Genomic DNA, 6,092 nt, shown 5'->3' with positions numbered 1-6,092 from the left:
CAACACTGGACGGGCTCAATTCCACCATCGCCTAGCAGTAATAGCCTCCAATCAAAAAGAATTATTAGCCAAACTACAACAACACCAAAGAGGAGCCGAACCAACAGGAGTATACCACAAACAACCATCCCAGCTCACAACCAAACCAAAAACCGCATTCCTATTCACAGGTCAAGGTTCCCAATATGTGAAAATGGGACAGCAATTATATCAACAAGCATCCGTATTCCGTGAAGCCATAGACAAATGCGATCGGCTCCTGAGAGGAGAACTAGAACATCCCATCACCAAAATCCTGTATGACAGCTCAATACCATCAGAACTACTAGACCAAACAGAATATACCCAACCAGTGATATTTGCCGTAGAATACGCCCTAGCCCAATTATGGCAATCATGGGGAATCAAACCAGACATAGTAATGGGTCATTCTCTTGGAGAATATGTAGCAGCAACAATAGCAGGAATATTCTCTGTAGAAGAAGGACTAAAACTGATAACTAGGCGAGGAAAATTAATGCAGCAGTTGCCAAGCACAGGAGAAATGGTATCAGTGAGGGCAACAGAATCGTCAATCAGAGAAAAGATTAGGGAATATAGAGAAGAAGTAGCAATAGCAGCCATCAATGGAGAAGAAAGTGTAGTCATATCTGGTGCCACAAAAGCTATCACAGAAATAGTCACCAACTTAGAATCAGAAGGAATAAAGACCAAAAGACTACAAGTATCCCACCCATTCCATTCACCATTAATGGAACCAATGTTAGCCGAATTTGAACAAGTAGCCAATCAAGTAAATTACAATCAACCAAGAATAGGAATAATATCAAATGTGACAGGAGAAAAAGCCGAGGCAAGTATAGGAACAGCCAAGTATTGGGTGAACCATATTACTCAACCAGTGAGATTTAGTGAAAGTATAGAGACGTTGGTAGAAGAAGGAGTAGAAGTATTCTTAGAAATAGGAGCACAACCAATACTGTTAGGGATGGGACGTAGTTGTGTATCAACAGAAGAAGGAGTGTGGTTGCCATCACTGCGACAGGGAGTAGATGAGTGGGAGTCAATGTTGTGTAGTTTAGGAAAGTTGTATGTGGAAGGAGGGGAAGTAGACTGGTCGGGTATGGAGAGAGATTATCAGAGGCAGAAGGTGGTATTGCCTACTTATCCCTTCCAGCGACAGCGTTATTGGATAGATACTGCCACAAATCCAGACCAGGATGGGAGTGTATCAGAAAATATTAGTAGTTCTATTGTCAACCTACTCCATCAAGGCCAAACAGAAATCCTGGCTCAAAAACTAGAAACAGTAGGAAACTTCTCATCAGAACAACTTCAACTTTTACCAGAGTTGCTGAAAGTCTTAGCTAAAGAACATCATCAAGAATATCAGCAACAATTATCCATAAACAGTATCAAAAATTGGTTCTACCAAATTCAATGGCAACCTTTACCAGATGAGACTCAACCACAGACAATGACTTCAGGAAGTCATTGGTTAATTTTGGCAGATAGTCAAACCGGGGTGGCAGAAAAATTAGCCAGGAAATTGCAACAGCAAGGAAATGAATGCAGTTTAGTTGTTCAAGGGGAGAAATATGAAAAACGTCAGCCAGGAATTTATGAAATCAATCCCTGTGTGCCCCTGGAATTTGAACAATTAGTCCAAGACATCCTCGAAAGTAGTAAATTACCATGGCAAAAGATAATTCATTTGTGGAGCTTAGATGTGCCAAGGACAGAAGATTTAACGATTGGTGTCTTGGAAGAAGCGCAAATGTGTGGATGTGGGAGTGTAGTGTACTTACTACAAGCTGTGCTGAAAACATCAAGTGTACCCCAACTGTGGTTAGTTACCAGAGGAACTCAACCTGTGTTGTGGGAAACAGAGGAAACAGAGGAAATAGCAGTAGCCTCATCACCATTATGGGGATTAGGTAGAGTGGTATCTCTGGAACACCCAAAGTTGTGGGGAGGGTTGATAGATTTAGACCCACAAGCCAAAGGAGATGAAACAGAAATACTACTGGAACTGACAGCCGAAAAATCAGTAGAAGACCATCTAGCTGTGCGTAGAGAAAAGACCTATGTAGCTCGGTTGGTCAAGGAAGAACCCAAAGCATCTCCAGCAATGTCATTGGACTCAGATGGAACTTACCTAATTACAGGAGGGTTGGGAGCTTTAGGATTACAAACAGCTCAATGGATGGTATCCAAGGGCGCTCGCCATCTGGTTTTAATTGGACGTTCTACCCCATCAGAAATAGCTCAAGAAAGTGTTGAACAGCTAAGAGAAACTGGAACCAAAGTCAGTGTCTTATTAAAAGATATCTCAATCGAAAAAAATGTCGTCCATATTTTCGATCATATTCATAAATTTTGCCCTATACTTAAAGGTATTGTTCACACAGCTGGATTGATTGATGATGGAATACTTCAGCAAATGACCTGGGAAAAGTTTACTCGAGTAATGAGACCAAAAGTTGCTGGGAGTTGGCACTTGCATAAACTCACACAAAATATCTCACTAGACTTCTTTGTCTATTTTTCATCCATGGCTTCCTTGCTAGGTTCACCAGGTCAAGGAAATTATGCAGCAGCCAATGCCTTTATGGATTCTTTGGCTTACCATCGTAGAAGAATAAGCCCAACTACCTTAAGTATTAATTGGGGGGCATGGGAACAAGCAGGAATGGCAGCAAGTTTAGCCAGTCAACATCAAGCCCGAATCGAAAATATCGGTATGGGTTATATTCCCAAAAAACTAGGTATGCAAGCATTAGAGCAATTACTGCAAAATCCATCTACCGGTCAAATAGGTATAGCACCTATAAACTGGTCAGTGTTTGCAAAACAGCTAACTTTAAATAATTGTGGTTCATTGCTGTTGGAACTGCTACAGCAGGAAGAACTACAGCAGCAACTTTCACTAAAAAAGAAGACAGAAAAAGAATTTATCAAGAAATTAAAGGCTGCACCCCTAGTAGAATGCGAAGAAATTTTAAGGGATTACCTTCAATCACAGGTAGCTAAAGTACTGGGTTTAAGTTCATCCCAACTACTAGAAACCAATTTAGGCTTTATGGAAATGGGGATGGATTCTCTAATGGCTGTGGAATTAAACAACCAACTGCAAGACCAATTAGAAATTACCTTACCTCCAACAGTAGTTTTTGAGTATCCAACAATTGAGAAACTCTCGAATTATATCTCCTTAGAGGTAATGAACTCTAAATCATTTGACAGTAGCAATAGTGATATGACAACAGCTACTCAGAATCAACAATTACAAGCCGATCGTACAAATTTGCAAGTATTGTCAGATGAAGAAATAGAAGCAAAGTTAATCAGTACATTGAGTAACATGGGGTATTAATAGTTATGAACACAAACAACGAAGAATACAATCAGTCTTTATCTATAATCAAAAGATCCCTTAGAGCTGTGGAGGATATGAAAGCCAAGCTCAAAGCAATGGAAGATTCGCAAACTGAACCTATTGCTATTATTGGTATGGGTTGTCGATTTCCAGGGAATGCCAACACACCAGAAAGCTTCTGGAAACTGTTGTGCAAAGGTGAAGATGCGGTTGCTGAAATCCCACCCCAGCGCTGGGACGTAAACTCTTACTATGATTCTGACCCTGATGCCGTCGGAAAAATGTATGTTCGTCATGCTGCGCTAGTTTCTCAGGTCGATAAATTTGACCCTCAGTTTTTTGGAATCTCTCCCCGACAAGCAATTAGTCTCGATCCACAGCAACGTTTTCTCCTAGAGGTAGCTTGGGAAGCTCTTGAAAGAGCTGGAATTAATCCCCAGAAATTGGAAGACACTCAAACAGGTGTTTTTCTTGGCATTGGTCAAAATGATTATTTTTATATGAACTTGAGCCAACAGGAAAATCTTAGCCACTATGATGCTACGGGAAATGGCTTTTGCTTTGCAGCAGGTCGGTTATCTTACACACTGGGATTGCAAGGCCCTTCCATGGCAATAGATACAGCTTGTTCAGCTTCTTTGGTGGCACTGCATCAGGCTTGTCAAAGCTTGCGTTCGGGTGAGTCCAATCTTGCTTTGGCAGGAGGCGTACAACTGATTCTATCTCCATTAGGCACAACAATGCTATCAAGATTGAAGGCTTTATCACCTGATGGTCGATGCAAGACATTTGATGCTGCTGCTGACGGTTATGGAAGAGGAGAGGGTTGTGGCATAGTAGTGTTAAAGCTTCTCTCTAATGCTATCAAAGATAATGACCAAATCTTTGCCGTGATTCGAGGTTCAGCAGTCAATCATGACGGACCAAGTGGTGGATTGACAGTCCCCAATAAATCAGCTCAGGAAAAACTGATTCAGCAAGCTTTGAAAGCAGCTAGGATAGAAGCATCTCAAGTAAGTTATGTAGAAGCTCATGGTACAGGAACGTCATTAGGAGACCCAATAGAAGTAAGAGCCTTGGCCAATGTATTTGGGCAGGAGCATAACCAAGAAAATCCTTTGATGATTGGTTCAGTCAAAACAAACATTGGTCACCTGGAACCGGCTGCAGGAATTGCAGGTTTGATGAAGGTAGTTTTACAACTACAATATCAAAATATTGCTCCTCATTTGCATTTTAAAAATCCTAGCCCTTACATAAATTGGGAAAATTTGCCCTTAAAAGTCCCAACTCAAAAGACTCCTTGGTTGTCACCAAAGGGTAAGCGGATAGCAGGAGTAAGTTGCTTTGGTATAAGTGGAACAAATGCCCATGTAATATTAGAAGAAGCCCCAGCTCAAGTAAAAAGTAGTGGAGATATCCCAGAACGTCCACTACACATATTAACCCTATCAGCCAAAACACCACCTGCCCTCACAGAACTAATAAAAGATTATGAAAAACATCTAGAAACACATGAGGAAGACAGCCTAGCAGACATCTGTTACACAGCCAACACCGGACGCGCTCAATTCCACCATCGCCTAGCAGTAATAGCCTCCAATCAAAAAGAATTATTAGCCAAACTACAACAACACCAAACCGGAGCCGAACCAACAGGAGTATACCACAAACAACCATCCCAGCTCACAACCAAACCAAAAACCGCATTCCTATTCACAGGTCAAGGTTCCCAATATGTGAAAATGGGACAGCAATTATATCAACAAGCATCCGTATTCCGTGAAGCCATAGACAAATGCGATCGGCTCCTGAGAGGAGAACTAGAACATCCCATCACCAAAATCCTGTATGACAGCTCAATACCATCAGAACTACTAGACCAAACAGAATATACCCAACCAGTGATATTTGCCGTAGAATACGCCCTAGCCCAATTATGGCAATCATGGGGAATCAAACCAGACATAGTAATGGGTCATTCTCTTGGAGAATATGTAGCAGCAACAATAGCAGGAATATTCTCTGTAGAAGAAGGACTAAAACTGATAACTAGGCGAGGAAAATTAATGCAGCAGTTGCCAAGCACAGGAGAAATGGTATCAGTGAGGGCAACAGAATCGTCAATCAGAGAAAAGATTAGGGAATATAGAGAAGAAGTAGCAATAGCAGCCATCAATGGAGAAGAAAGTGTAGTCATATCTGGTGCCACAAAAGCTATCACAGAAATAGTCACCAACTTAGAATCAGAAGGAATAAAGACCAAAAGACTACAAGTATCCCACCCATTCCATTCACCATTAATGGAACCAATGTTAGCCGAATTTGAACAAGTAGCCAATCAAGTAAATTACAATCAACCAAGAATAGGAATAATATCAAATGTGACAGGAGAAAAAGCCGAGGCAAGTATAGGAACAGCCAAGTATTGGGTGAACCATATTACTCAACCAGTGAGATTTAGTGAAAGTATAGAGACGTTGGTAGAAGAAGGAGTAGAAGTATTCTTAGAAATAGGAGCACAACCAATACTGTTAGGGATGGGACGTAGTTGTGTATCAACAGAAGAAGGAGTGTGGTTGCCATCACTGCGACAGGGAGTAGATGAGTGGGAGTCAATGTTGTGTAGTTTAGGAAAGTTGTATGTGGAAGGAGGGGAAGTAGACTGGTCGGGTATGGAGAGAGATTATCAGAGGCAGAAGGTGGTATTGCC

At 41.3% G+C, this 6,092-nt stretch carries 2 protein-coding genes; both read left to right on the top strand.

What is annotated here, in order from left to right; genetic code table 11:
• A partial coding sequence (locus F6K52_RS27530; protein WP_293085909.1) for an SDR family NAD(P)-dependent oxidoreductase occupies nt 1–3,376 on the top strand: 3,376 nt, incomplete at its 5' end.
• 5 nt (nt 3,377–3,381) lie between these two features.
• Nucleotides 3,382–6,092: type I polyketide synthase (locus F6K52_RS27525; protein WP_293085906.1), on the top strand; the 2,711-nt coding region annotated here is incomplete at its 3' end.

Source organism: Moorena sp. SIO3H5 (genome assembly GCF_010692395.1).
Taxonomy (GTDB): Bacteria; Cyanobacteriota; Cyanobacteriia; order Cyanobacteriales; family Coleofasciculaceae; genus Moorena.
Note: the sequence above shows the minus strand (reverse complement) of the source record. Positions and strands in the feature narration are given on the sequence as shown.